Source organism: Pseudomonas sp. OA65 (assembly GCF_017498305.1).
Taxonomy (GTDB): Bacteria; Pseudomonadota; Gammaproteobacteria; order Pseudomonadales; family Pseudomonadaceae; genus Aquipseudomonas; species Aquipseudomonas zanjanensis.
On the sequence record NZ_JAGDEZ010000048.1, the window covers coordinates 21,819 to 43,436 of the forward strand.

Sequence of the window (21,618 nt, forward strand, 5' to 3'; positions counted from 1 at the left end):
GCTTATTGAGCCCGAGCGCTGAGTTGCTGCTGCAAATGCTGGATCTGCGCTTGCAGGGTGTTGATATTACGGGTGACCTGCCCGCGGAAGGCGTCGAACTCGGCAGTGTTGCCGTTATCCTGCTGGCTCTTGAGCACGATCACGTCCTGCTCCAGGCGCTCGATGGCGGAGTTGGAGGTGGCTCTTTTGAGGGCGGTGATATCGGCACCGATGCTCTTGAGCTGGGCATCCAGGGCACCACCCTCGCCCTGGTTCTTCAGGGCGGTCACTTCAGCCGCCAGCGCCTTGACCTGGGCTTGGAGCTCCTTGTTGGAAGCTTGCAGCTGAGTGTTGGTGTTCTGCTGGTCAGAGGCCTGGGCAATGAGCTGGGCCAGTTCCTTGTCCAGGTCGGCGGACGGACCGAACGTGGCCTGCTGTTGCCGGTACTGCTCCTGCAGCTTGCCGTCGAATTGCCGGGCCTGCTCCTGCAGTTTGTTGTCCAACTGTTTGATCTGCAATTTCAGGGCTTCACTGTCGCTCATGACGTTGGACTGCCCGGCGACCACCTTGCCGGAAATGTCTTGCAAGCGCCCCGCCGCATCCTCGCTGATCCGGGCGAAGCTTTCCTGAGTCGCCACCAATTGCTGCTCCATCAGGGAAATCTGCTGGAAGCTCCACCAGGCCAGGAAACCGAACGCACACAGCAGCGCGCCGACCAGTGCCCACAGCGGCCCGGTGCTGGGCCCCTTGGCCTTGGCCGCGCCAGCGGGCGCCGGGCGCGCTTGCACGTGGGGCGGCTGGCGGTTCGGCAGGAAATCATCGTCATCGGGGATGTCGGCCCGCACCCGCAGGCTCGGTACATCGTCGAAGTCGTCGTTGGCATCGTTACGCATGGGCATGGTTCGACCTTTGGGAAACCGATAATGGCTAATGCGGCGAGTATAACCCCCTCGCCCGCCGCACCGATTGACCCCGAACCGGGCACTCGGTTCATGGCGGGCCGATCAGCGGGCGTTTTGGACCGCCCACCAGGCGCAAAATTCATCCAGGGCGGTCCAGAGGCTGACCTGCGGATCGTAATCGAGATAATGCCGGGCCCGGCCGATGTCCAAGGTGAAATTTTTGTTCATGACCTGCATGCCCAGACGCGACAGCGTCGGTTCGGGGCGGCCCGGCCAAAGCTTGCAGACCCCCTCATTCAGGGCCGCGACGCTATAAGCCAAGCCGTAGGAACGATAACGTCGGACCTGTGGGACTTCCATCTGGCGCATCACATAATTGACCACATCCCACAACGGGACCGGGACGCCGTTACTGATGTTGTAGGCCTTGCCCAAGGCAGAATCGCTGGCCAGCAGGCTGCTGAGCAACGCTTCATTGAGGTTTTGCACACTGGTGAAATCCACCTTGTTCAACCCATTGCCGACAATGGCCAGCCGCCCCTTGCGCTGCATTTTCAACAGGCGCGGGAAAATACTCATATCACCGGCACCCGTCACGAAACGCGGGCGCAGGGCCAGCACTTCGAGGCCGAACTCCTGGGCGCCGAAGACTTTCTGCTCGGCCAGGTACTTGGTGGCGGCATAAGGATGCTTGAAGCGCTTGGGTACCTGTTCTTCAGTCAGCCCGAGGTGGTCGCGACCATCGAAATAAATGGACGGCGAGGACAGATGAACCAGGCGTCGCACCTTCTGCTTGAGGCAGGCCTCGACGACATTTTCCGTGACCTGGACATTGCCCTGGTGGAAATCCTGGTAGCGGCCCCACAGCCCAACGGAACCGGCGCAATGCACCACGGCCTCGACATCCACGCACAAATCCCGGGCCAGCAGCGGGTCGCTCAGGTCCCCTTGGACGAATTGCGCACCGCGCCGCACCAGATGTTCCACACTCTCGGCCCGGCGACCGTTGACCCGTACATCCAGGCCCTGCTCCAGGGCGAAACGCGCAAAGCGCCCGCCAATGAAGCCGCTCGCGCCGGTGACCAAAATCTTCATGAATGCTCCTAAAAAATCAGTTTCCAGCTGCAAGCGACAAGCTTCAAGCACTGCTCGCTCAACGTACCGCTTGCAGCGTGCTGCTTGCCGCTGCGATCAGTCGCTCGGTCAATAAGCCGAGCAACTGCCCACCATTGCGCCAATGATGCCAGTACAGCGGCACATCGATCGGTTTATCTGCCAACAATTCCACCAGCACGCCTCGTTCCAGCTGTTCGCGCACTTGCAGCTCCGGCACCAGCCCCCAGCCCAGCCCCGCTTCAGCGAGACGGATGAAACCTTCGGACGAGGGGCACAGATGATGCTCGAAACCGCCCTCCACGCCCACGGACGCGAGATAGCGGTGTTGCAGGAAATCATCCGGACCAAACACCAAGGCTGGCGTACGGGCCAGTTGATCGGCCCGCACCCCGTCGGGGAAATGCCGGGCGATGAAGGCCGGACTGGCCAACGCCCGGTAACGCATCGCCCCCAGCAACACACTGCGGGCGCCTGCCACCGGGCGCTCGCTGGCGCAGACACAGGCCGCCACTTCACCGGCGCGCATGCGCTTGAGGCCAACGGTCTGGTCTTCCACCACCAAGTCGAGCAACAGGTGGTGATCGGCGCAAAAATCGCCCACGGCAGCGGCCCACCAGGTCGCCAAACTGTCGGCGTTCAAGGCGATGCGCAGACGCTCCGGCAGGCCTTCTTCATCCAGCGCCGGCACCAGGCTTTGCAGGTCACGCTCGAGCAGCCGCACCTGTTGCACATGATTGAGCAGCCGGCGGCCGATTTCTGTCGGCGCCGGCGGCGTCGCACGCACCAGGACAGGCTGGCCGACACGCGCCTCCAGCAGCTTGATTCGTTGGGAAATGGCCGACTGCGACAAACCCAGCACCTGGGCCGCACGCTCGAAACCGGCCTGCTCGACCACGGCAGCCAGGGCAGAGAGCAATTTGTAATCGAACATCAGCTTCCCTAATGAGCAATCAGCAATATTGGTTTTTCTTATACAGCCCACCACAGGAGAATGGCCAGCAATTCATCAACTGACCGGGGGGATAACCCAATGTGGCAAAGCTATGTGAATGGGCTCTTGGTGGCCCTCGGGCTGATCATGGCCATTGGCGCCCAGAATGCGTTCGTGCTGGCCCAGAGCCTGCGCCGCGAGCATCACTTGCCGGTGGCGGCGCTGTGCATCACCTGCGATGCCCTGTTGGTCGCCGCCGGGGTATTCGGCCTGGCGACCTTGCTGGCCCAGAGTCCGTTGCTGCTGTCGATTGCCCGCTGGGGCGGTGCGGCATTCCTGCTCTGGTACGCCAGCCTGGCCTTGCGCCGGGCCTGCTCGATGCAGAGCCTGGAACAAAGTGAGAACCAAGCCGTACGCTCACTGCGGGCGGTTTTGCTCAGCGCGCTGGCGGTGACGCTGCTCAACCCCCACGTCTACCTCGACACGGTGCTGCTGATCGGTTCCCTCGGCGCCCAGCAGAGTGTGCCCGGCGCCTATGTGATAGGTGCAGCCAGTGCCTCGCTGCTGTGGTTCCTCACCCTGGCCATCGGCGCGGCATGGCTGGCCCCCTGGTTGGCTCGTCCAATCACTTGGCGGATCCTGGACCTGTTGGTGGCGGTGATGATGTTTACCGTGGCGATGCAATTGATCGTCACCGGCTGATTATTCCAAACCGCTCTGGAACCTCTATTCCACACAGTTGTTGCGTGGTTATGCCGCACCCCCGGTGCTATGATCCGACTCCTGCGCCGCAAAGAGTACAAACTCCCCGGCGCTAGTCTGGCCGCCCGTGATCGGCCTTGCGCTCACCGCAACCTGACCTGATTAGGAGAATCACCATGGCTTTCGAATTGCCGCCGCTGCCCTATCCACACGATGCACTGCAGCCGCACATCTCCAAAGAAACTCTGGAATACCACCACGACAAGCACCACAACACCTACGTCGTGAACCTGAACAACCTGGTGCCTGGCACCGAGTTCGAAGGCAAGACCCTGGAAGAAATCGTCAAGACTTCCTCGGGCGGTATCTTCAACAACGCCGCTCAGGTCTGGAACCACACCTTCTACTGGAACTGCCTGGCGCCAAACGCCGGCGGTCAACCAACCGGCGCGCTGGCTGAAGCCATCAATGCAGCCTTCGGTTCGTTCGACAAGTTCAAGGAAGAGTTCAGCAAGACGTCCATCGGCACCTTCGGTTCCGGTTGGGGCTGGCTGGTGAAAAAGGCTGACGGTTCCCTGGCCCTGGCCAGCACCATCGGCGCCGGCAACCCACTGACCAACGGCGACACCCCGCTGTTGACCTGCGACGTATGGGAACACGCCTACTACATCGACTACCGCAACGTTCGTCCGAAATACGTCGAAGCGTTCTGGAACCTGGTCAACTGGAAATTCGTTGCCGAGCAGTTCGAAGGCAAAGCCTTCACTGCCTAAGCTCGATGCCAGACCAAAGAAACCCGGCGCCGTGCCGGGTTTTTTTTGCGCAGCAAAAATTGACCGCAGCCGAAACACTTCGCGTCTTGAAAGCAAGAAAAAATCCCAGCGGGCCTCAAGTTGCGGTGCCTTTCAACCGACACAATGGTCATAGAGCAATCACTCTGGAAAAAACGTAAACCGGTCAGGTTTCAAGCGAAAACCCTTGTGTTTGATTGTCCCTTTGACTGACATCACAGGATTGCCAATACTCATGGCAACTTGACGCTACCCGCACGGAACAAGGAACCACTCTTTGAAGCTGGAACTCAAGAACAGCTTGTCTGTGAAGTTGCTCCGGGTCGTGCTCCTCTCGGCATTGATCGTTGGCGTGGTCTTGAGCTGCGCCCAGATCGTGTTCGATGCCTACAAAACCAACCAGGCCGTCGCCACAGACGCCCAGCGTATCCTCGACATGTTCCGCGACCCTTCGACCCAGGCCGTCTACAGCCTGGACCGGGAAATGGGCATGCAGGTGATCGAGGGCCTGTTCCAGGATGAAGCCGTACGCATGGCTTCCATCGGCCATCCCCGCGAAACCATGCTCGCCGAAAAAACCCGGCCTCTGCAGCACTCCGACAGCCGCTGGCTGACCGACCTGATACTGGGCAAGGAGCGCACCTTCACCACGCAACTGGTGGGACGGGGCCCCTATAGCGAGTATTACGGCGACCTGAGCATCACCCTCGACACCGCCACCTATGGCGAGGGCTTCATCGTCAGTTCGGTGATCATCTTCATCTCCGGGATGCTGCGGGCCCTGGCCATGGGCCTGGTGCTGTACCTGGTCTATCACTGGCTGCTGACCAAGCCGTTGTCGCGGATCATCGAGCACCTGACCGAAATCAACCCTGATCGCCCCAGCGCGCACAAGATCCCGCAGTTGCGCGGCCACGAACAAAACGAACTGGGTCTATGGATAAACACGGCCAACCAACTGCTCGAATCCATCGAACGCAACACGCACCTGCGCCACGAAGCGGAAAACAGCCTGCTGCGCATGGCCCAGTACGACTTTCTCACCGGCCTGCCCAACCGCCAGCAGTTGCAACAGCAATTGGACAAGATCCTAGTGGACGCCGGGCGCCTGCAACGTCGGGTGGCGGTGCTGTGCGTAGGGTTGGATGACTTCAAGGGCATCAACGAGCAGTTCAGCTACCAGACCGGCGACCAGTTGCTGCTGGCCCTGGCGGATCGGCTGCGGGCCCACAGCGGTCGGCTCGGCGCGCTGGCGCGACTGGGAGGCGACCAGTTCGCCCTGGTCCAGGCCGACATCGAGCAGCCGTACGAAGCCGCCGAACTGGCCCAGAGCATCCTTGATGACCTGGAAGCACCCTTCTGCATCGATGATCAACAAATTCGCCTGCGGGCCACCATCGGCATCACTCTTTTCCCCGAAGACGGCGACAGCACCGAGAAGCTGTTGCAGAAAGCCGAACAGACCATGACCTTGGCCAAGAGCCGCTCGCGCAATCGCTATCAGTTCTACATTGCCAGCGTCGACAGCGAGATGCGCCGCCGTCGCGAACTGGAGAAAGACCTGCGCGAGGCCCTGGCCCGCGAGCAGTTCAGCCTGGTGTACCAGCCGCAGATCAGCTACCGCGACCTACGGATAGTGGGCACCGAAGCCCTGATCCGCTGGCACCACCCCGAGCACGGCCTGGTGCCGCCGGACCTTTTCATTCCCCTGGCCGAGCAGAACGGCACCATCATCGCCATCGGCGAATGGGTGCTGGACCAGGCGTGCAGGCAACTACGCGAATGGCACGACCAGGGTTTCCTCGACCTGCGCATGGCGGTCAACCTGTCGACGGTGCAACTGCACCACGCCGAACTACCACGGGTGGTGAACAATCTTTTGCAAATGTACCGGCTGCCACCGCGCAGCCTGGAGCTGGAAGTCACCGAGACTGGCCTGATGGAAGACATCACCACTGCGGCCCAGCATTTGCTGAGCCTGCGCCGCTCCGGGGCGCTGATTGCCATCGATGACTTCGGCACCGGCTATTCGTCCCTGAGCTACCTCAAGAGCCTGCCGCTGGACAAGATCAAGATCGACAAGAGCTTCGTCCAAGACCTGCTCGACGACGAGGACGACGCGACCATCGTCCGGGCCATCATCCAGTTGGGCAAGAGCCTGGGGATGCAGGTCATTGCCGAGGGCGTCGAGACGATCGAGCAAGAAGCCTACATCATCGCCGAAGGCTGCCATGAAGGTCAGGGGTACTACTACAGCAAACCGCTGCCGGCCCGGGAGTTGGGCATTTACCTGAAGCAGGCCGAGCGCAGCAAGGTTTCCATCATCTGATTTCTTTCCCAAGCGCCTCGCTTCGCGAGAAAGCGCCTACAGACGCCGCCGAAAGGCGGTGATCCGCATCATTAAACAAGAAATATTTACAACCATAACCCTTTACACATAATGCAAATCTTTCGCATTATGTCGCAGTTTTTGCGCACCCTCGCGCCTGTCCCATCCATCACCGAAGCAGGATGTTCGCCATGATTCGTATGCCCCTGGCTACCGCCAGTCTGCTGGCCATCGCTATTTCCCTCGCCGGTTGCGGCGAAGGCAAAGACAAGGCCGCCGCGCCGCAAGCGCCAACGCCAGCCGCCAGCACCGCGGCACCGGTCGCTCCTGCTGCCGCCGGCAAAGTCGACGAAGCCGCCGCCAAGGCTGTTGTCGCGCACTACGCCGACATCGTCTACGCCGTCTACAGCGATGCCGAATCCACGGCGAAAACCCTGCAAACCGCCGTCGACGCGTTCCTGGCCAAGCCGAACGCCGAGACCCTGAAAGCCGCGAAGGCTGCCTGGGTCGCCGCACGCGTACCGTACCTGCAAAGCGAAGTGTTCCGCTTCGGCAACACCATCATTGACGACTGGGAAGGCCAATTGAACGCCTGGCCCCTGGACGAAGGCCTGATCGACTACGTCGACAAATCCTACGAACACGCCTTGGGCAACCCGGGCGCCACCGCCAACATCATCGCCAACACCGAAGTCCAGGTTGGCGAAGACAAGGTCGACGTCAAAGACATCACCCCGGAAAAACTCGCCAGCTTGAACGAGCTGGGCGGTTCCGAGGCCAACGTCGCCACCGGTTACCACGCCATCGAATTCCTGCTGTGGGGCCAAGACCTCAACGGTACCGGTCCGGGCGCTGGCAATCGCCCAGCTTCGGATTACCTGGAAGGCGCCGGCGCCACCGGCGGCCACAACGACCGTCGTCGTGCCTACCTCAAGTCCGTGACCCAACTGCTGGTCAACGACCTGCAGGAAATGGTCGGTAACTGGAAGCCGAACGTGGCCGACAACTACCGCGCCACCCTGGAAGCCGAGCCGGCCGAAAGCGGCCTGCGCAAGATGCTGTTCGGCATGGGCAGCCTGTCCCTGGGTGAACTGGCGGGCGAGCGCATGAAGGTGTCCCTGGAAGCCAACTCGCCTGAAGACGAGCAGGATTGCTTCAGCGACAACACCCACTACTCGCATTTCTACGATGCCAAGGGTGTGCGTAACGTTTACCTGGGCGAATACACCCGCGTCGACGGCAGCAAGATGACCGGCGCCAGCCTGTCGTCCCTGGTCGCCAAGGCCGACCCGGCCGCGGACACCGCGCTCAAGGCCGAGCTGGCCGACACCGAGGCCAAGATCCAGGTCATGGTCGATCACGCCAACAAGGGTGAGCACTACGACCAACTGATCGCCGCCGGCAACACCGCTGGCAACCAGATCGTACGCGACGCCATCGCCGCACTGGTCAAGCAGACCGGTTCGATCGAACAGGCCGCGGGCAAACTGGGCATCAGCGACCTGAACCCGGACAATGCTGAACACGAGTTCTGATCAACGCCGGTTGGCTGAAACGGATTAACGCAGCCAGCCAAACCACAAAACCTGTGGGAGCAGGCTCGCTCCCACAGTGGTTTCCGGTGTTTCGAAAACGCTGGATCAGCCATCAGTTTCCTGTGGGAGCGAGCCTGCTCGCGATGAGGGTATGTCAGTCAACATCGATGTTGGCTGATCCACCGCTATCGCGAGCAGGCTCGCTCCCACAGTGGTGCATTACTGCAATCCCGCAAGCCGCCCTTCGATAAACCGCCGTTCCGGCAGTTGCTGCGTCAGTTCAAGCGCACGTCGGTAGGCGGCCCGCGCCTCCTCCACCTGCCCTAACTGCCGACAGAACTCCGCCCGCGCCGAATGGGCCAGGTGATAGTCCGTCAAATCGCCCCTGGCGAGTATTCCGTCAACCAGGCGCAGTCCTTCCTGGGGCCCGTCGCGCTTGGCCAGTGCGGCGGCTCGGTTGAGTTCGATCACCGGCGATGGCACGGCCCTCAGCAGCACATCATAGAGCCCGACGATCTGCGGCCAATCGGTCTCCTCGGCCGTCGGCGCTTCGGCATGCACCGCCGCAATCGCTGCTTGCAGGCAGTACGGCCCGAACCGCCGGGTTTTCAAAGCGGCCTCCACCAACGCGCAGCCCTCGGCGATCAGCTCGGCATCCCACAAGGATCGCGCCTGTTCATCCAGCAGAATCAGCTCACCGGTCGACGAGGTGCGCGCCGGGCGCCGGGATTCATGCAGCAGCATCAACGCCAGCAGCCCCATGACCTCGGCCTCGGGCAGCAACTCCATCAGCAGACGCCCGAGGCGGATGGCTTCACGCGTCAGGTCTTCGCGGGTCAGCTCGGCGCCCATCGATGCCGAGTACCCTTCGTTGAACACCAGGTAAATTACCCGCAGCACGCTGTCCAGCCGTTCCGGCAGCTCCGCCCGTGAAGGCACCTGATAGGGAATCCTGGCATCGCGGATTTTCGCCTTGGCCCGCACGATGCGCTGGGCAATGGCCGCCGGGGCGGCGAGAAAGGCCCGGGCGATTTGCTCGGTGGTCAAGTCGCAGACTTCCCGCAACGTCAGGGGCACCTGTGCATCCGCCGCCAGGGCCGGGTGGCAACAGGTAAAAATCAGCCGCAGGCGATCATCTTCCACGTCTTCGTCACTCCACTGGCCCTGTTCCAGTTCCTCGAGCTGAGCGATCAACATCGGTTGGGACGCGGCGAAACGCGCCCGCCGGCGCAAACTGTCGATGGCCTTGAAACGCCCGGCAGACACCAGCCAGGCCCGTGGATTGTCCGGTACACCGTCGCGCTGCCAGCGCTCGACCGCGATGAAAAAGGCCTCGTGCAAGGCCTCTTCCGCGAGATCGAAGTCCCCGAGCAGGCGAATCAGTGTCGCCAGGATCCGCCGCGAGTCTTGCCGATAAACCTGCTCGACCCGCGCCTTGACCGTTTCGACCGACATCAGTCGGGCATGCCTTGGGTAACCAGCGTCTCAAGCCGATCCAGGCTCTCGCCCCACCCGTCATGGAAGCCCATGGCTTCGTGTGCCTGGCGATCCTCCTCGCTCCAGTGCAGTGCACTGGCGGTATAACGGGTTTTGCCGTCCACCTCCTCCAGCAGCACTTCAGCGGTCATAAAGGCCTTGCCGGAAGGAATCCAGCCGGGCAGGAACGCATCGGTGAACACCAGGCGCTGCGGGGCGAGAATTTCCAGGAACACGCCCATGGTCGGGTATTCACTGCCGTCAGGAGCGCGCATCAGGGTGCGAAACTGACCGCCGACCCACAGGTCCATTTCGCACTCCGGTGTGGTCATGCCATGGGGGCCCCACCATTGCATCAGCAAGGCCGGCTCGGTCCAGGCGCGGAAGATCTTCTGGCGCGGGGCATCGATCACCCGGCTGATGGATAACGCGTAAGGGGCAGTTGCAAGGTTCATGAATGAAATCCTGTTTGTGCTTGTTGTTCAGGGGTTCAGTTGGCGTACCGGTCGCACTTCGACGCAACCGACCCGGGCCGCGGGAATATTGCCCGCGACCTGGATGGCTTCGTTGAGGTCCTTGGCGTCGATCAGGTAGAAGCCCGCCAGTTGCTCCTTGGTTTCGGCGAACGGGCCGTCGGTGATCGACAACTTGCCGCCACGCATGCGCACCGTGGTGGCGGTCTGTACCGACTCCAGGGCCTCGGCGGCCACCATGCGCCCGCTGCCCTGGATCGATTCGGCATAGGCCATGCACTCGGCGTCCTCCGGGCTGTCGGGCGAGTTGTGCAGCGTGTGTTCGTTGCTATACACCAGGCATAGGTACTTCATGGAAAGCTCCGTGATCGGACTGATCAACTATGGACGGCAGAATGACACTCGACGAAAAAACCGACGATCAGGGCTGCAGGTCGAACAGCGCCGTCCCAGCCATCGGATCGAACGGGGCGGACCAGTGTTCATGGACAATCCGCCATTGCCCGGCTACACGTTGGTAACAGGCCGTCACGCGCATCCAGCAGGCCTGTTCTTCGCCTTTTTCGCTGGTGCCTCCGCAATAGGCCAGCCAGTGAGCGAAGGCGATGTTGTCGGCCGGGGTAATCTTGACCTGATGAAAATCGAACTTGTGCGGGCCGGGGCACATTTCCATGCAGGCTTGCCAATGGGCCCGGTAGGCGGTCTTGCCCTTGAATTGCAAGGCCTGGATGGCATCGAACGAGACAATGTCCTCGTCATAGAGCGCCATGACTTTTTCGACGTCCTTGGCCATGACGGCTTGGCGATAGGTGTCGATCAGGACCTGGATTTCGGTTTCAGTGGCTTGGGTATTCATGGTGATTCTCCGCAGTTTTTTTGTTGAAGACACCCTTAGTCGTTTGGAGAAACAGCGAATCGACAGCCCAACAAAAATAATCCAAAGAAAAAAATTCGCTAGAATCCACGTCCTATTCTGCCGGCAAACAACGGATGTTTTTGTGACCGCTCAACTCGTCCCCTACGAAGACCTGACCCCGCTTCAACGCGAACAGGTCACCGCCATCGAAATCCACCCTGGACAGATCAAGTTCTCTGGCGATATCCATGGTGCCCTGCACATGCTGCTGTCCAAGCCTGGCCCCGGGGTCAAAGGCTTTGCGCTATTGGCTGAGGGGGTGCCGGTGGCCTTCCTGCTGCTCAAGCGCCCACCGGTACTGCCCGCCTGGGCCAACGAACACAGCGCCACCCTGCATGCCCTGCAAGTCGACCACCGGGCCCAAGGCCAAGGTTATGGCAAGGCATGCCTGCAGGCGTTGCCCGCCGTGGCGCGAGCCGCCTGGCCGGAGATTCGCGGGCTGGAGCTCTCCGTGGACGCCGACAACGACTCGGCCATCGGCCTGTATACCCGGATGGGCTGGGTCGACAGTGGTGAAGCCTACAAGGGCCGCATCGGTTATGAGCGGCGGATGGCGTTGGTGTTTTGACCAACAGAAAACGCTCCCACAGGGCCCCGCGCCGCTCAACTGGGCTTGAGCGGGATCCAGATCTCCAGCGTGCCTTGGCCGGTTCTGGGATTGAAGTCCTCGCTGTAGCGCTCGAATTCAGGCTCATCCGCCGCTTCGTGGCCGGAATGCGGCAGCCACTCGTTCCAGATGTATTGGAACGTGTCCGGCAGCTGTTTCAACGGCCCTTTGTGTTCGAAGACCGCGTAATGCCCTGGCTGGATTTCGATCCAGCGGTATTGTTCCGGCAGATCGTCGAGCCGGCTGATCTCCACGCCGGCGATGTATTCGAACCCACCCTTCCCGTCCGGGTTGCAACACACGCCGTAAGTCACTTCATCTTTCTGCCCTGGCACTTTGCCGAGCCAGGGCAGGAACTTTTCCCAGAGCAAAGGGATGTCTTGGGCGGTGTCCTCGGTAAACCGGGCACCAAAGCCGGCAATCAGCTGAAAACGGCCCTGTTCAAAGCGTGGTATGGCTGTGTACTCGCGTTTGGGCTTTTCCATGCGGCAACACTCCAGCAAAACGTGAAGTCGGGTTTGGCAGTATAGAAGCCAAACCGCAATTGCCAGGCCGTTTCGCTTGTCAGATGCCAGGCACGGTGCCGGTGACGGCTTTTCCTACAAACTCGTTGTAACCAGAAACAATCACGAACACTGCGAAATAGCAGAAAATCGCGGCGGATGCCCAATAGGAATAACGCAACAATTTATCCCCCAACAGTTTGCCGCCCTGGGTCGCGGCCAGGCACAAGGCCGCGCACCACAGCAGCCCGGCACAGAGAAAACCACTGAGGAACAACGCCGAGCTGAGCAGGGTTCCGCCGCCCGAACGAGCGATCAGCGTGCCGCCCACCGCCGCGAACCAGAGGATGGCGCTGGGCGATGACATCGCCAGGAAAATCCCGCGGAAAAACTCCTGGCGCGAAGAGTTACCCTGCACCTCGCCCGCCTCGGCCAGGACCGTGCCGTGATAGATCGCCGAGTGGATCATCTTCGCCGCGAAATACAGCAACAGCACCGACCCGCCGATCCACAGCACCCAGCGCACCGTTTCGTATTGCAGCAATACGGTCATGCCGGCCAGGGCCAGGACGGCGTAGACCAGATCGCCCACGCAGGTGCCCAGGCCCAGGGCGAAACCCTGGAAATACCCGCGCTGCATCGCCAGGGTGATCATTGCGATATTGGCCACGCCAATGTCCAGGCACAGGGAAAGGCTCAGCAGGAAGCCGCTGGAAAATTCCATCATTCATTCCATCAGGATTGGGGTGAGACAGGTTGAACATGCCACTGCAGCCATCGATGGCAGAGCAGCCTGGTCGACAGTGTCGTCGAAAATAGTTGGGCGCGGCTACTGGACAATCCGACATCCGCCCGATTATCTTGCGCCGCAGGCCACCGCAGTGGCCAACGTCGCTCGGACGGTTCCGGGCGCTCACGTATCTCGAGGCAACAATGGCCGAACAAGGTTCGCCGCGCCGCTTTGCGCGCATCGATCGACTCCCCCCGTATGTATTCAATATCACTGCCGAGCTGAAGATGGCTGCGCGTCGGCGCGGCGAAGACATCATCGACTTGAGCATGGGTAACCCCGACGGCGCCACGCCCCCGCACATCGTGGAGAAACTGGTCACCGTCGCCCAGCGTGAAGACACCCACGGCTACTCCACGTCCAAAGGCATTCCGCGCCTGCGCCGCGCCATTTCGCGCTGGTACAAGGACCGCTATGAAGTGGACATCGACCCGGAAACCGAAGCCATCGTCACCATCGGTTCCAAGGAAGGCCTGGCACACCTGATGCTGGCTACCCTGGACCAGGGCGACACGGTGCTGGTGCCCAACCCCAGCTACCCGATCCACATCTACGGCGCAGTGATCGCCGGCGCCCAGGTGCGTTCGGTGCCGCTGGTGCCCGGCGTGGATTTCTTCGACGAACTGGAGCGGGCCATTCGCGGCTCGATCCCCAAGCCGAAGATGATGATCCTCGGCTTCCCCTCCAACCCCACCGCCCAGTGCGTGGAGCTGGACTTCTTCGAACGGGTCATTGCCCTGGCCAAGCAATACGACGTGCTGGTGATCCACGACCTGGCCTACGCCGACATCGTCTATGACGGCTGGAAAGCCCCGTCGATCATGCAGGTGCCTGGGGCGAAAGACATCGCGGTGGAGTTCTTCACCCTGTCCAAGAGCTACAACATGGCCGGCTGGCGCATCGGTTTCATGGTCGGTAATCCGGAACTGGTCAACGCCCTGGCGCGGATCAAGAGCTACCACGACTACGGCACCTTCACCCCGCTGCAAGTGGCCGCCATCGCCGCCCTTGAAGGCGACCAGCAATGCGTGCGCGACATCGCCGAGCAGTACCGCCAACGCCGCAATGTGTTGGTCAAGGGCCTGCATGAGCTGGGCTGGATGGTGGAGAACCCGAAGGCGTCGATGTACGTCTGGGCCAAGATTCCCGAAGCCTACGCCCACTTGGGTTCATTGGAGTTTGCCAAGAAGCTGTTGGCCGAAGCCAAGGTCTGCGTCTCGCCGGGGGTTGGGTTCGGGGAATATGGGGATGATCATGTGCGCTTTGCGCTGATCGAGAACCAGGACCGGATTCGCCAGGCTGTGCGGGGGATCCGTGGGATGTTTCGGGCGGATGGCTTGGTAAACAAACCTGGCGCCTGATACGAAACTCAATGTGGGAGCGGGCTTGCTCGCGAAGGCGGACTGACAGTCAACAAATAGGTTGAATGTTATATCGCCTTCGCGAGCAAGCCCGCTCCCACAGTTGTTTTGTGGTGTTTGTTAGATCACCAGCGACAACAGCAGGATAAAGATCAGCCCCACCACGGACAGGATGGTTTCCATCGCGGTCCAGGTCTTGAAGGTTTCGGCCACGGTCATGTTGAAGTACTGCTTGACCAGCCAGAAACCTGCGTCGTTGACGTGGGACAGGATCAACGAACCGGCACCGGTCGCCAGCACCAGCAGCTCACGGTTCACACCCGGCATCATCCCCACCACCGGCACCACGATCCCGGCCCCCGTAATGGTCGCCACAGTGGCCGAACCCGTCGCAATACGAATCACCGCCGCCACCAGCCACGCCAACAGGATCGGCGAGATTTGCGCGCTGACCGCCATGTGGCCGATCACATCACCCACACCGCTGGTCACCAGCATCTGCTTGAAGCCGCCGCCGGCACCGATGATCAGGATGATCGCGGCGGTCGGGGCCAGGCTTGCGTCCAGCCATTTGAGCATCTGGCTGGAGCCGATGCCCTGCTTGTAGCCGAAGGTGTACAGCGACAGCAGCAACGCCAGCAGCAAGGCCGAGATCGGGTGGCCGATCATGTCCATCCAGACGCGGAAAAGGTTGCCGTCCGGCAGCGCCACGTCAGCAAAAGTCTTGAGCAGCATCAGGAACACCGGCGACAGTACGGTGATCAGGGTGATGCTGAAGCTTGGCAGCTCGGCGGCGTTCGTGTCGCGGGCCAGTTGATCCACCAGTTCCTGGTTCGGATGGCCGGGGATGTGCTTGGCAATGAACGTACCGAAGATCGGCCCGGCAATGATGGCGGTCGGCAGCGCGACGATCAGTCCATAAAGGATGGTCTTGCCGATGTCAGCGCCAAAGATGCCGATCGCCAGCAGCGGCCCCGGGTGCGGTGGCACCAGGCCGTGGACTGCGGAAAGACCGGCCAGCAGCGGGATACCGATCTTGATGATCGATACGCCGGTGCGGCGCGCCACGATGAACACCAGCGGGATCAGCAACACGAAGCCAATCTCGAAGAACAGCGGGATGCCCACCAGGAACGCGGCGAACATCATCGCCCACTGCACTTTGTCCTTGCCGAAGGCGCGGATCAGGGTCTGGGCGATCTGGTCGGCCCCACCCGACTCGGCCATCATCTTGCCGAGCATCGTGCCCAACGCCAGGATGATGCCGACAAAGCCGAGCACGCCACCGAAGCCGTCCTGGAACGCCTTGATGATGGTGCCGGTCGGCATGCCCGACGTCAGGCCGAGGAACGCGGCGGCGATGGTCAGTGCAATGAACGGGTGGAATTTGAACTTGGTGATGAGGACGATGAGTCCGATCACCGTGACCACTGCATCAAGCAGTAGGAACGTCTCGTGGGACATGCCGAACATGGGAGGTGTCTCCTGATTTGTTGTTGTTATTGAAGCAGTTATTTATGGGCCGTCGGGACAGCGCTATCTTTCTGACGCAAATTTTTTGAAACTCAGCCGGCGAGCTTCAAACCGTGGGCCAACCACCAGACGTAAGCCTGGCGGGCCAGTTCGTCGATGCTGTGGCTGGACGCGTCCAGAGCCAGGGTCAGGGGCTCGCCGACAGGGGATTCAAGGGTGGCAAACTGGCTGTCGATCAAAGTCGACGGCATGAAATGACCGGGACGGTGGGAAACGCGGTCGGCGGCCACTTCGGGGGTCAATTCAAGGAATACGAAGCCCAGGCCGGGCAAGGCACTGCGCAGGCGCTCGCGATAACTGTGCTTGAGGGCCGAGCAGGTCAGCACCGGGCGCTCGCCCGTGGCGTCGACACGGCGCAACTCATCGCACAGGCTGTCGAGCCAGCCGGCACGGTCGTCGTCGTTCAGGGGAATACCGGCGCTCATCTTCTGGATGTTGGCCGCGGGGTGGAAGGTGTCGCCTTCGATGGCGGTGGCGCCGCTCAATTGGCACAGGGCCTGGCTGACGCAGGTTTTGCCGCAACCGGCAACGCCCATGATGACCAGGGCGGTGATGGGATTGTTCATGTAACACCTCAGCGCGCAGACAGCGCTACCTTTGCCAGTTATGACACCGCAGCAAAAGCAGAAGTTGCCGACGCCTTCTTGTCATTTTTGTGGTTGCAGCATGTTCGTTCACGACGCGAGCGGACGGGAGATCAGGCAACCCCCGTTCACGCATTTGCAGCGGCGTCGAGACAGCGCTACCTTAGTGCCTTGATTTTTGTTTGGCAAGCCGCCCTGATGACCGCCCCTAAAAACGATAAGAATACTCGCACCACCGGTCGCCCCACGCTCAACGAAGTCGCACGCCTGGCCGGTGTCAGCCCCATCACCGCCTCCCGTGCCCTGCGCGGGGTCAGCACCGTTGCCTCGGAACTGGTGGAAAAAGTCCGCCAGGCCGCCGTGGAACTCAACTACGTCGTCAATCCCGCTGCCCGCGCCCTGGCTTCGGCCCAGAGCCATTCGGTTGTGGTGTTGGTGCCGTCGTTGTCCAACCTGTTGTTCATCGACACCTTGGAAGCCATCCATCGGGTCCTGCGGCCCAAGGGCTTCGAAGTGGTGATCGGTAACTACCACTACTCCCGGGACGAAGAAGAAGACTTGTTGCGCAACTACATGGCCTATCAGCCACGGGGGTTGCTGCTGACCGGTTTCGACCGCACCGAAAGCGCCCGGCGGATGATCGAGGCCAGCAATATTCCCTGCGTGTACATGATGGAACTGGACCCCGGTGCCGGGCTCAACTGCGTTGGTTTTTCCCAGCTCAAGGCTGGCGAAACGGCGGCCGAGCACTTGATTTCCAAAGGCCGCAAGCGCCTGGCCTACATCGGCGCGCAACTGGACCAGCGCACCCTGCTGCGCGGCGAAGGGTTTCGCCGCGCCCTGCAGAAAGCCGGTCTGTATGACCCGGACCTGGAACTGCTGACCCCGCGTCCCTCCTCGGTGGGCCTGGGAGGCGAATTGTTCCTGCAATTGCTCGACAGCCACCCGGACGTCGATGCGATTTTCTTCGGCAACGACGACCTGGCCCACGGCGCCTTGTTCGAGGCCCTGCGCTGCGGAATCAAGATCCCCGAGCAGGTCTCGGTCCTCGGCTTCAACGACCTGCCCGCCTCGGCCCACATGGTGCCGCGCCTGAGCAGCATCAGCACCCCACGGGAAGCCATCGGCCGCCGCGCCGCCGAACAGATGCTGACGTTGATGGCCGGCAACCGCATCGCCCAGCCGGTGGTGGACATGGGCTTTGAGCTCAAGGTTCGCGAAAGCACCTGAGCGGCCCGGCACGAGGCGGTCGATCCGTGCCGACAAACGGCAAGGATTGGCCGCCCGGCTCCCAGCACGCCCGTCTAAAAGCCCCTGGAATAGGGGCCACGCGGCAACGGCATGGGAATTGCTCCTGCCCCTCGCTCAGTCATTACCTACAAGGTGTTCATCATGTTGGTCAGTGCAAAACAGCAAGCGATGGTCTTGCCGCTCAAGCGCCCGGGCGAAGATCCTACCGCCGAAGCCGCCAGCGGCCTGCAAAGCGCCGCATTGCAGGCGTTGCGCGATAACGTCCAGGCCCAGGCCAGCCAGGGCAGTGCCCAAGTCCAGGATTCTTTCAACAAACGCGCCACGCAACAGGTCAATGCAAGTACCGCCATCAGCGACAATGTCGACGAGGCGTTCGCCAAGACCCGCGTGCAATTGCAGACGGTCGCCTCGTCAGCGTCCGAAGAGGCCAAGGACATTGGCAGTTCGGCATTAGCGGAATTCAAGGATTACATGAGCAAGACGCCCGAAGAGCGCCTGCGCGACAGTATCCTTGAAGAGATGGGCATTACCGAGGAGGAGTTCGAGGCGATGCCACCCGAGAAGCAGATGGCGGTCAGCCAGGAGATTGCCCAGCGCATGCAGGACAAATCAGCGATGGCACAAGTGGAAAAGGCCCAGGAGAGCCGCACCGACGACAAAGCCTCGGCCACGGACATGTTTCTCGCCTCGCTTTGAGCTTCGACTCATAGCGACGGGTTCGAGCTGGGGCACCACCCCAGCTCAACCTGAGCTCAACCGAGACGGTAGCGCCTCAATGACCGAACAGATTCACCTTCTTGGCCTTCTTGTCAGCGCGCTTTTCATCAGCGCTCTTCGCCGGTTTTTTCTTTGCCGCTTTTTTTGAATCCATGCCTTTGGCCATGATACGTACTCCACTCATACGGGATGTGCAGTCAGGTATACACCTATCGCCGCAGCCGCGTTCTTTTATAATCGCCTCCCCCTTCTGCGCCACGACCCTGCCATGTCCGAAATCCATTACACGCAACTCGACGAGCCGCTGTGGCCACTGATGAACAAGTTTTACCGCGCCCATCAATCCTCGATGAAAGCGGTGCGTGACGCACAATTGTGGGTGGCAAGGCGCGATGAGATCGTCGCCGCCCTGTGCCTGCGCCCCGTGTCGGGCGGGCGTTGGTTGACCGGGTTGTTTGTCGACCCGGCGTACCGCGTACAGGGCATTGCCGCGCGATTGATCGCTGCGGCGGTGAAAGACGTGGATGAGCCGGTGTGGCTGTTCTGCCATCCGGACTTGCGCGGTTTTTATGAGCGGCGTGGTTTCAGCTTCGACCCCGAACTGCCCTACGCGATGGCCGAACGCCTGAGCCGGTATGCGCGCAGCAAGCCGATGATTGCGATGGGGTTGAAGCTAAATACACAGTCCTGAAGTGCAATACAGATCAATGTGGGAGCGGGCTTGCCCGCGAAGACGGCGGCACATTCAACATCAATGCAAGCTGACCTACCGCTTTCGCGAGCAAGCCCGCTCCCACAGGGCTTTGGGTCGGTTGTTAGCTAGTCGTCGGGCGCGGGGTCCAGGTCCGGAAACATCACGTCGGTAAAGCCAAACTTGCTGAAATCCGTGATGCGAGACGGGTACAAGCGCCCGATCAGGTGATCGCATTCATGCTGCACCACCCGCGCATGAAAGCCCGACGCGTAGCGCACGATCGGCTCGCCCTTGGGGTCGAAGCCTTCGTAGCGGATGTCCCGGTAGCGATCCACCGCACCGCGCAGGCCCGGTACCGACAGGCAACCCTCAAAACCCTCTTCCATCTGCGGGCCCAACGGAGTGATCAAAGGGTTGATCAAGATTGTCTGGGGCACCGCCTCGGCGTCGGGGTAACGCTCGCTGTGTTCGAAGCCGAAGATCACCAGTTGCAAGTCGACACCGATCTGCGGCGCCGCCAGACCGACACCGCCGACGCTTTCCATGGTCTGGAACATGTCGTCGATCAATTGCCACAACTCAGGGCTGTCGAACATGTCGGCGGGCACCGGCGGGGCGATGCGCAGCAGGCGTTCGTCGCCCATTTTCAGGATTTCACGGATCATGGTCGGGCTTCGTCAGGGTGGGTGTGAGGGATGGAATGGTCGCGCCCCAGGCCGGACACGTGCTGTTTTTCATGCTCGCCCGGGTTCTTTTCACCTGGATTCTTGCCTTCGGCGGACATGTGCTCGATCACTGCGTTCATCTCCGCACCGAGCAGCAGCACCGCCGAAGAGATGTAGAAATACAGCAACAACACGATGATCGCGCCGATGCTGCCATACATGGCGTTGTAGTTGGCGAAGGTCTTGACGTAAAACGCGAAGCCCAGGGAGGCGATGATCCACACCACCACCGCCAGCACCGACCCCGGGGTGATGAAGCGAAACTCCTGCTTGACGTCGGGCATCACGTAATAGATCAGCGCCACGGCGACCATCAGCAAGAACACGATCACCGGCCAGCGCACGATCGTCCAAAGCGTGACGATGAACTCCTCCAGGCCGACCTGGGCCGCAATCCAGCCCATCACCTGCGGCCCGAGCACCATCAGCGCCGCGGCGGCCAGCAGCATGCCGGCGATTCCGACCGTGTAGAAGATCGACAGCGGAAAGCGCTTCCAGGCCGGACGGCCCTCCACCACATCGTAGGCGGCGTTCATCGCGCTCATCATCAGCCGCACGCCCGCCGAAGCGGTCCACAAGGCAATGACGATACCCACCGACAACAAGCCGCCCTTGGATTGCTGGAGCTGGTCGATCACCGGGTTGACCTGCTCCAGGGCCTGGGGCGGCAGCACCAGTTCCGATTGCAGGCGCAGCCAGGAGAAGAAGTCCGGCAGGTGCAGGAAGCCGATCAATGCGATCAGAAAGAGAATGAACGGGAACAGCGAAAACAGCATTTGGTAGGCCAAAGCCGAGGCGTAGGTCGACATCTCGTCGTCGAGAAACTCGGTCACGGTGCGCATCATCACACGATGCAAGGGTAAGCCTTTCAAGGCCGGGAACATCATGTGCGTCTCCTTTCGCCGCAAAAAGGGGTGGTCGCTTGGCGACTCAGGGGGCGTTGCCACAACAAAGTAGCCTGTTTGGCGACGTTGGATCAATTTCGTCTTTTCAGGCCCGACGCTGAGTTGACCGGTGATTGCCAAGCCAAGTTTCATCGTTCGTACAGGCGGGGCTTTATGTTTACCCGGCAACCACCGAGAATGCCCCACGTATTCAGGCGGCGGCCTGAAGCTCCAACCCCGTAGGAACGTTATGAAACTCGATAAAAAGCAGGCCATCGCCCGCAGAAACCTTGAACTGGGCGGCGCCGTACTGGGCGTCAACAACTGCCACTTCAGCGAATTGAACCGCAACCGCAACATCTTCTGGTTCGATATCCCGGTGGCGCGCCTGGCCATCGGTCAGTACGAATGGATCCACCTGCTGCTGCACACGCCAGCCACCGATGAGCTGTTGCACTTGAAGGTGCCAACGGTGTTCCTGCGGGAAAAGATGGAAGGCCTGGAAGTGCGCAACCAGGGCAAACGCAAGGCAGCCCTGAGCCTGGAGCTGAGCGCTGACAAGGACTCCTACCTGCAGGACATGCGGCCGGGGGGCACCAACCTGGATTTTGCGCAGTTCAGGTTGTAATGCGCCACATAGGTTGATTGCAGGGGAGCTGTTGTGGCGAGGGAGCTTGCTCCCGCTATGTGGGAGCAAGGCTTGCCCGCGATGGACGCGATGCGGTCTTGCAGCTGTCCCTTATACACATTTCCGAGCTCACGTGACGCTCCTGATCCTTGTATGCCCTCTTTTGCCTGAAAAAATAAAATCTCACTCGC

At 61.1% G+C, this 21,618-nt stretch carries 23 protein-coding genes; 10 read left to right on the forward strand and 13 right to left on the reverse strand.

The features are described 5' to 3' along the window. Nucleotides 1-2: 2 nt before the first annotated feature. The 3 genes from J3361_RS25915 to J3361_RS25925 form a co-directional block, all read right to left on the reverse strand. The gene (locus J3361_RS25915; RefSeq protein WP_207966944.1) at nucleotides 3-878 is read right to left on the reverse strand and encodes an ATPase; all 876 of its coding nucleotides are present in this window, start codon (nucleotides 876-878) and stop codon (nucleotides 3-5) included. Between the two features lie 105 nt (nucleotides 879-983). Then, entirely contained in the window at nucleotides 984-1,976 is a 993-nt protein-coding gene (locus J3361_RS25920) for an NAD-dependent epimerase/dehydratase family protein (RefSeq protein ID WP_207966945.1), read from the reverse strand. 58 nt (nucleotides 1,977-2,034) lie between these two features. Continuing rightward, nucleotides 2,035-2,928: a LysR family transcriptional regulator ArgP gene (locus J3361_RS25925; RefSeq protein ID WP_207966946.1), complete on the reverse strand. Its 894-nt coding sequence runs from the start codon at nucleotides 2,926-2,928 to the stop codon at nucleotides 2,035-2,037. Between the two features lie 99 nt (nucleotides 2,929-3,027). Between J3361_RS25925 and J3361_RS25930 the strand changes: the two genes are divergently transcribed. From J3361_RS25930 to J3361_RS25945, 4 genes are all read left to right on the forward strand, one after another. Further along, nucleotides 3,028-3,630, forward strand: coding sequence for a LysE/ArgO family amino acid transporter (locus J3361_RS25930; protein ID WP_207966947.1), 603 nt, complete (start codon nucleotides 3,028-3,030; stop codon nucleotides 3,628-3,630). 176 nt (nucleotides 3,631-3,806) lie between these two features. Next, nucleotides 3,807-4,403: a Fe-Mn family superoxide dismutase gene (locus tag J3361_RS25935; protein WP_122566812.1), complete on the forward strand. Its 597-nt coding sequence runs from the start codon at nucleotides 3,807-3,809 to the stop codon at nucleotides 4,401-4,403. Between the two features lie 295 nt (nucleotides 4,404-4,698). After that, nucleotides 4,699-6,750 carry a GGDEF domain-containing phosphodiesterase gene (locus J3361_RS25940; RefSeq protein WP_207966948.1) on the forward strand — a complete coding sequence of 684 codons (2,052 nt, stop codon included), beginning with the start codon at nucleotides 4,699-4,701 and terminating at the stop codon, nucleotides 6,748-6,750. Between the two features lie 191 nt (nucleotides 6,751-6,941). Continuing rightward, nucleotides 6,942-8,285: an imelysin family protein gene (locus J3361_RS25945; RefSeq protein WP_207966949.1), complete on the forward strand. Its 1,344-nt coding sequence runs from the start codon at nucleotides 6,942-6,944 to the stop codon at nucleotides 8,283-8,285. 219 nt (nucleotides 8,286-8,504) lie between these two features. On the opposite strand, the gene J3361_RS25950 is transcribed toward J3361_RS25945, so the two are convergent. The 4 genes from J3361_RS25950 to J3361_RS25965 form a co-directional block, all read right to left on the reverse strand. Then, complete coding sequence (locus J3361_RS25950; protein ID WP_207966950.1) at nucleotides 8,505-9,740, reverse strand: RNA polymerase sigma factor; 1,236 nt, start codon at nucleotides 9,738-9,740, stop codon at nucleotides 8,505-8,507. Further along, nucleotides 9,740-10,216: an SRPBCC family protein gene (locus J3361_RS25955; protein WP_207966951.1), complete on the reverse strand. Its 477-nt coding sequence runs from the start codon at nucleotides 10,214-10,216 to the stop codon at nucleotides 9,740-9,742. Before J3361_RS25955 ends, J3361_RS25950 begins: the two co-directional genes overlap by 1 nt. Before the next feature lie 27 nt (nucleotides 10,217-10,243). Then, complete coding sequence (locus J3361_RS25960) at nucleotides 10,244-10,588, reverse strand: YciI family protein (protein WP_186709173.1); 345 nt, start codon at nucleotides 10,586-10,588, stop codon at nucleotides 10,244-10,246. Between the two features lie 67 nt (nucleotides 10,589-10,655). After that, nucleotides 10,656-11,090, reverse strand: a complete 435-nt coding sequence (locus J3361_RS25965) for an SgcJ/EcaC family oxidoreductase (protein WP_207966952.1) — start codon at nucleotides 11,088-11,090, stop codon at nucleotides 10,656-10,658. 142 nt (nucleotides 11,091-11,232) lie between these two features. On the opposite strand from J3361_RS25965, the gene J3361_RS25970 reads away from it, so the two are divergent. Beyond that, a complete protein-coding gene (locus J3361_RS25970; protein WP_207966953.1) occupies nucleotides 11,233-11,718 on the forward strand; it encodes a GNAT family N-acetyltransferase in 486 nt (161 codons plus the stop codon). A 35-nt stretch (nucleotides 11,719-11,753) separates the two neighbouring features. Here J3361_RS25970 and J3361_RS25975 read toward each other — a convergent pair whose 3' ends face one another. Together J3361_RS25975 and J3361_RS25980 are read right to left on the reverse strand one after the other, a co-directional pair. Then, nucleotides 11,754-12,242, reverse strand: coding sequence for a GyrI-like domain-containing protein (locus J3361_RS25975; protein ID WP_207966954.1), 489 nt, complete (start codon nucleotides 12,240-12,242; stop codon nucleotides 11,754-11,756). A 79-nt stretch (nucleotides 12,243-12,321) separates the two neighbouring features. Continuing rightward, nucleotides 12,322-12,984, reverse strand: a complete 663-nt coding sequence (locus tag J3361_RS25980) for a LysE family translocator (RefSeq protein ID WP_207966955.1) — start codon at nucleotides 12,982-12,984, stop codon at nucleotides 12,322-12,324. A 209-nt stretch (nucleotides 12,985-13,193) separates the two neighbouring features. On the opposite strand from J3361_RS25980, the gene alaC reads away from it, so the two are divergent. Then, complete coding sequence (gene alaC / locus J3361_RS25985; RefSeq protein WP_207966956.1) at nucleotides 13,194-14,411, forward strand: alanine transaminase; 1,218 nt, start codon at nucleotides 13,194-13,196, stop codon at nucleotides 14,409-14,411. A gap of 120 nt (nucleotides 14,412-14,531) precedes the next feature. Here the strand turns inward: alaC and J3361_RS25990 are convergent, their stop codons facing one another. Next, complete coding sequence (locus J3361_RS25990) at nucleotides 14,532-15,884, reverse strand: GntP family permease (RefSeq protein ID WP_207966957.1); 1,353 nt, start codon at nucleotides 15,882-15,884, stop codon at nucleotides 14,532-14,534. 92 nt (nucleotides 15,885-15,976) lie between these two features. Further along, a complete protein-coding gene (locus J3361_RS25995) occupies nucleotides 15,977-16,510 on the reverse strand; it encodes a gluconokinase (protein ID WP_186613539.1) in 534 nt (177 codons plus the stop codon). Nucleotides 16,511-16,726: 216 nt separating this feature from the next. Here J3361_RS25995 and J3361_RS26000 point away from each other — a divergent pair, with 216 nt between their 5' ends. The 3 genes from J3361_RS26000 to J3361_RS26010 all read left to right on the forward strand — a co-directional run bounded on the left by J3361_RS26000 (nucleotide 16,727) and on the right by J3361_RS26010 (nucleotide 19,187). Beyond that, a complete protein-coding gene (locus J3361_RS26000) occupies nucleotides 16,727-17,758 on the forward strand; it encodes a LacI family DNA-binding transcriptional regulator (protein WP_186730497.1) in 1,032 nt (343 codons plus the stop codon). Nucleotides 17,759-17,920: 162 nt separating this feature from the next. Next, entirely contained in the window at nucleotides 17,921-18,475 is a 555-nt protein-coding gene (locus J3361_RS26005; protein WP_207966958.1) for a hypothetical protein, read from the forward strand. Between the two features lie 289 nt (nucleotides 18,476-18,764). Next, entirely contained in the window at nucleotides 18,765-19,187 is a 423-nt protein-coding gene (locus tag J3361_RS26010) for a GNAT family N-acetyltransferase (RefSeq protein ID WP_207966959.1), read from the forward strand. Between the two features lie 128 nt (nucleotides 19,188-19,315). Here the strand turns inward: J3361_RS26010 and def are convergent, their stop codons facing one another. Beyond that, on the reverse strand, nucleotides 19,316-19,855 hold the full coding sequence (gene def, locus J3361_RS26015; RefSeq protein WP_207966960.1) for a peptide deformylase: 540 nt from the start codon (nucleotides 19,853-19,855) through the stop codon (nucleotides 19,316-19,318). Further along, nucleotides 19,852-20,802 (reverse strand): YihY/virulence factor BrkB family protein, encoded by a 951-nt coding sequence (locus tag J3361_RS26020; protein ID WP_207966961.1) that lies wholly within the window; start codon nucleotides 20,800-20,802, stop codon nucleotides 19,852-19,854. The genes def and J3361_RS26020 overlap by 4 nt, the downstream gene beginning before the upstream one ends. Before the next feature lie 247 nt (nucleotides 20,803-21,049). Between J3361_RS26020 and J3361_RS26025 the strand changes: the two genes are divergently transcribed. Beyond that, the gene (locus tag J3361_RS26025) at nucleotides 21,050-21,427 is read left to right on the forward strand and encodes a hypothetical protein (RefSeq protein ID WP_186709198.1); all 378 of its coding nucleotides are present in this window, start codon (nucleotides 21,050-21,052) and stop codon (nucleotides 21,425-21,427) included. Nucleotides 21,428-21,618: the final 191 nt, after the last annotated feature.

What these genes read in the sequence shown, in the direction of transcription:
- J3361_RS25995 (WP_186613539.1), bottom strand. Translation starts at nt 16,510, where the DNA reads ATGAACAATCCCATCACCGCCCTGGTCATCATGGGCGTTGCCGGTTGC.
- def (WP_207966960.1), bottom strand. Translation starts at nt 19,855, where the DNA reads ATGATCCGTGAAATCCTGAAAATGGGCGACGAACGCCTGCTGCGCATC.
- J3361_RS25955 (WP_207966951.1), bottom strand. Translation starts at nt 10,216, where the DNA reads ATGAACCTTGCAACTGCCCCTTACGCGTTATCCATCAGCCGGGTGATC.
- J3361_RS25980 (WP_207966955.1), bottom strand. Translation starts at nt 12,984, where the DNA reads ATGGAATTTTCCAGCGGCTTCCTGCTGAGCCTTTCCCTGTGCCTGGAC.
- J3361_RS25990 (WP_207966957.1), bottom strand. Translation starts at nt 15,884, where the DNA reads ATGTTCGGCATGTCCCACGAGACGTTCCTACTGCTTGATGCAGTGGTC.
- J3361_RS26020 (WP_207966961.1), bottom strand. Translation starts at nt 20,802, where the DNA reads ATGATGTTCCCGGCCTTGAAAGGCTTACCCTTGCATCGTGTGATGATG.
- J3361_RS25960 (WP_186709173.1), bottom strand. Translation starts at nt 10,588, where the DNA reads ATGAAGTACCTATGCCTGGTGTATAGCAACGAACACACGCTGCACAAC.
- J3361_RS25915 (WP_207966944.1), bottom strand. Translation starts at nt 878, where the DNA reads ATGCCCATGCGTAACGATGCCAACGACGACTTCGACGATGTACCGAGC.
- J3361_RS25920 (WP_207966945.1), bottom strand. Translation starts at nt 1,976, where the DNA reads ATGAAGATTTTGGTCACCGGCGCGAGCGGCTTCATTGGCGGGCGCTTT.
- J3361_RS26005 (WP_207966958.1), top strand. Translation starts at nt 17,921, where the DNA reads ATGTTGGTCAGTGCAAAACAGCAAGCGATGGTCTTGCCGCTCAAGCGC.
- J3361_RS25975 (WP_207966954.1), bottom strand. Translation starts at nt 12,242, where the DNA reads ATGGAAAAGCCCAAACGCGAGTACACAGCCATACCACGCTTTGAACAG.
- J3361_RS25945 (WP_207966949.1), top strand. Translation starts at nt 6,942, where the DNA reads ATGATTCGTATGCCCCTGGCTACCGCCAGTCTGCTGGCCATCGCTATT.
- J3361_RS25925 (WP_207966946.1), bottom strand. Translation starts at nt 2,928, where the DNA reads ATGTTCGATTACAAATTGCTCTCTGCCCTGGCTGCCGTGGTCGAGCAG.
- J3361_RS25935 (WP_122566812.1), top strand. Translation starts at nt 3,807, where the DNA reads ATGGCTTTCGAATTGCCGCCGCTGCCCTATCCACACGATGCACTGCAG.
- J3361_RS25930 (WP_207966947.1), top strand. Translation starts at nt 3,028, where the DNA reads ATGTGGCAAAGCTATGTGAATGGGCTCTTGGTGGCCCTCGGGCTGATC.
- J3361_RS26000 (WP_186730497.1), top strand. Translation starts at nt 16,727, where the DNA reads ATGACCGCCCCTAAAAACGATAAGAATACTCGCACCACCGGTCGCCCC.
- J3361_RS26010 (WP_207966959.1), top strand. Translation starts at nt 18,765, where the DNA reads ATGTCCGAAATCCATTACACGCAACTCGACGAGCCGCTGTGGCCACTG.
- alaC (WP_207966956.1), top strand. Translation starts at nt 13,194, where the DNA reads ATGGCCGAACAAGGTTCGCCGCGCCGCTTTGCGCGCATCGATCGACTC.
- J3361_RS25950 (WP_207966950.1), bottom strand. Translation starts at nt 9,740, where the DNA reads ATGTCGGTCGAAACGGTCAAGGCGCGGGTCGAGCAGGTTTATCGGCAA.
- J3361_RS26025 (WP_186709198.1), top strand. Translation starts at nt 21,050, where the DNA reads ATGAAACTCGATAAAAAGCAGGCCATCGCCCGCAGAAACCTTGAACTG.
- J3361_RS25965 (WP_207966952.1), bottom strand. Translation starts at nt 11,090, where the DNA reads ATGAATACCCAAGCCACTGAAACCGAAATCCAGGTCCTGATCGACACC.